This is a genomic window from Nocardiopsis sp. TNDT3 (assembly GCF_003427465.1).
GTDB lineage: Bacteria > Actinomycetota > Actinomycetes > Streptosporangiales > Streptosporangiaceae > Nocardiopsis > Nocardiopsis dassonvillei.
This window is the reverse complement of sequence record NZ_QPFC01001388.1, coordinates 1-2543: the sequence shown is the minus strand read 5'-3', so window position 1 is coordinate 2543 and position 2543 is coordinate 1. Positions and strand designations below refer to the sequence as shown.

The 2543-nt window shown below is 72.3% G+C and carries 2 protein-coding genes; both read left to right on the top strand.

All coding sequences use genetic code 11. The annotated features are described in order from the left end of the window. The first annotated feature begins 64 nt into the window (after window positions 1-64). Window positions 65-1549: an amino acid permease gene (locus DQW06_RS28135; RefSeq protein ID WP_013154627.1), complete on the top strand. Its 1485-nt coding sequence runs from the start codon at window positions 65-67 to the stop codon at window positions 1547-1549. 237 nt (window positions 1550-1786) lie between these two features. Continuing rightward, the coding region (locus tag DQW06_RS28130; RefSeq protein WP_117199616.1) for a carbon-nitrogen hydrolase family protein at window positions 1787-2543 on the top strand (757 nt) is incomplete at its 3' end.

Here is a 2543-nt window from a genome sequence, read left to right as displayed (position 1 = left end):
CACCCCCCGCCGTACCTCCCCCGGGGGAGCGGTGTGCCCACGTACATGAACGAGGAGTAAACACGTGGTGGACCAGAAGAGCCCGGCGGGCACCCGCGGGGCCGCAGGCCCGGGCGGTGCGCCCGCGCTGAGGCAGCGCCTCACCAGGCGCAAGCCGATCGAGAGGCTCGTCGCCGAGACCCGGGACTCCGAGGGCAGCGGCCTCCAGCGGCACATGGGCTTCTGGCAGCTGTCCATGATCGGGATCGGCGCCACCCTGGGCACCGGCATCTTCGTCGTGCTGGGCGAGGCCGTCCCCGTCGCCGGACCGGCCGTCATCGTCTCGTTCGTGCTCGCCGGGATCACCGCGCTGTTCTCCGCGCTCGCCTACGCCGAGATGGCCGGGATGATCCCCGCCTCCGGCTCCGCCTACTCCTACAGCTACGCCACCATCGGCGAGTTCATGGCCTGGGTGTGCGGCTGGTGCCTCATGCTCACCTACGGGGTGTCGGTCGCCGCGGTCGGTGTCGGCTGGGGCGAGTACATCAACGAGCTCCTCCAGCTCACCACCGGCCTGTCCCTGCCGGGCGCGGTGCTCTCCGGTCCCCTGGAGGGCGGCGTGATCAACCTGCCCGCCGCCGTCGTGGTCCTGCTGTCCATGTTCGCCCTGCTCGCCGGGGTCCGCGAGAGCAGCCGCGTCAACGCCGTCATGGTCGCCGTCAAGGTCGCCATCCTGGTGATGTTCGTGGCCATCGCGATCACCGCCGTCCAGGACGGCAACTTCGCCCCGTTCATGCCGATGGGCATGGCCGGTGTCAGCGCCGCGGGCGCCACCCTGTTCTTCTCCTACATCGGCTTCGACTCGGTCTCCACCGCGAGCGAGGAGGCCAAGAACCCGCAGCGCGACCTGCCCCGGGCGATCATGTTCGCGATGATCCTGGTCACCGCGCTGTACTGCCTGGTCGCCTTCGCGGCGGTCGGCGCGCTCGACTGGACCGGCTTCGTCGACGGCGAGACCTCCCTGGCGGGCATCCTGACCGCGGTCACCGGCACCCCCGTGTGGGCGGTCATCTTCGCCGCCGGTGCGGTCCTGGCCCTGGCCAGCGTGGTCCTGGTCGTGCTCTACAGCCAGACCCGCATCCTCTACGCCATGTCGCGCGACGGCCTCATCCCCAAGGCCTTCTCCACCCTCGACGCCAAGGGCACCCCGCGCGCGAACACCCTCATCACCTCCGTGCTCATCGCGGTGCTCGCCGCCCTGGTCCCGCTCGGGCCGCTCGCCGACGCCACCGCCATCGGCACCCTCTTCGCCTTCGCCCTGGTCAACGTGGCCGTCCTGGTGCTGCGGCGCAGCAGGCCCGACCTGCCGCGCGCCTTCCGCGTGCCGGGGGCGCCGGTCACGCCGGTCCTGGGCGTGCTGGCCTGCGCCTACCTCATGTTCAGCATGTCGATGAGCGTGTGGGTGGCCTTCCTGGTCTGGCTCGCCGTCGGCGTGGCGATCTACTTCGCCTACAGCATGCGCCGCTCCGCGCTGGAGACCGACCCCGAGGTCAGCGAGGTCCGCTCCTAGCCGGACCGGTCGGGAACCGCGTGTGAGGGGGCCGGGGGATCCCCCGGCCCCCTCGCGTGTTCCCGGGGGGAGTGCGGCGCACCACATGCCGCGCCAATCCGTCCCCGGGCGCAAGAAAAAGCGGCACCTCGCGGGAAAGACGCGGGAATCCTCCGTATGGGCGCACTGTTTCGGCGCGTTCGTCCACCTAGAGTGGACGCGGCCCCGAGACGACGGAGAAAAGCGAGGTGGGAGGCAGTGACACGCGGACCCCTGCGCGTGGCCCTTGACCAGGGCACCGGACCAGGCGCGGACCCCGCCGCCGCCCTCGACCGGCTCGCCGAGCGTGCCAGAGCCGCCGCCGACGCCGGAGCCCGCCTGCTGGTGGGGCCCGAGATGTCCCTGACCGGCTACAACCTGGACCCCGGCCTCCTGGCCCGGCTGGCCGAACCCCACGACGGCCCCCTCAGCGAGGCGGTCACCGCCATCGCCGCCGACACCGGCGTCGCCATCGTCCACGGTTTCCCCGAGCGCGCCGACGGCGCCGTGTACAACGCCGTCCAGCTCGTGGACTCCAACGGCGACCGCCGGACCTACCGCAAGACCCACCTGTTCGGCGACCTGGACCGCGGGGCGTTCTCCCCGGGCGCGGAGCCGGTGGTCCAGGCCGACCTCGACGGGATCCGCGTCGGCCTGCTGGTCTGCTACGACGTCGAGTTCCCCGAGGCCGTGCGCGCCCACGCCCTCGCCGGCACCGAACTCCTCCTCGTCCCCACCGCGCTCATGCTGCCCTTCACCGAGGTGGCCGAGCGGATCGTGCCGGTGCGCGCCCTGGAGAACCAGATCCACCTGGCGTACGTGAACCGCTGCGACGCCGAGGGCGACCTGCGCTACGCGGGGCTGAGCACCCTGGTCGCACCCGACGGCTCCGAGACGCTGCGGGCCGGTCCCGGCGAGGAGTTCCTGGTCGGCGACGTCGACCCGGACGCCCTCGCCCGCGCCCGCCGCGAGCAGT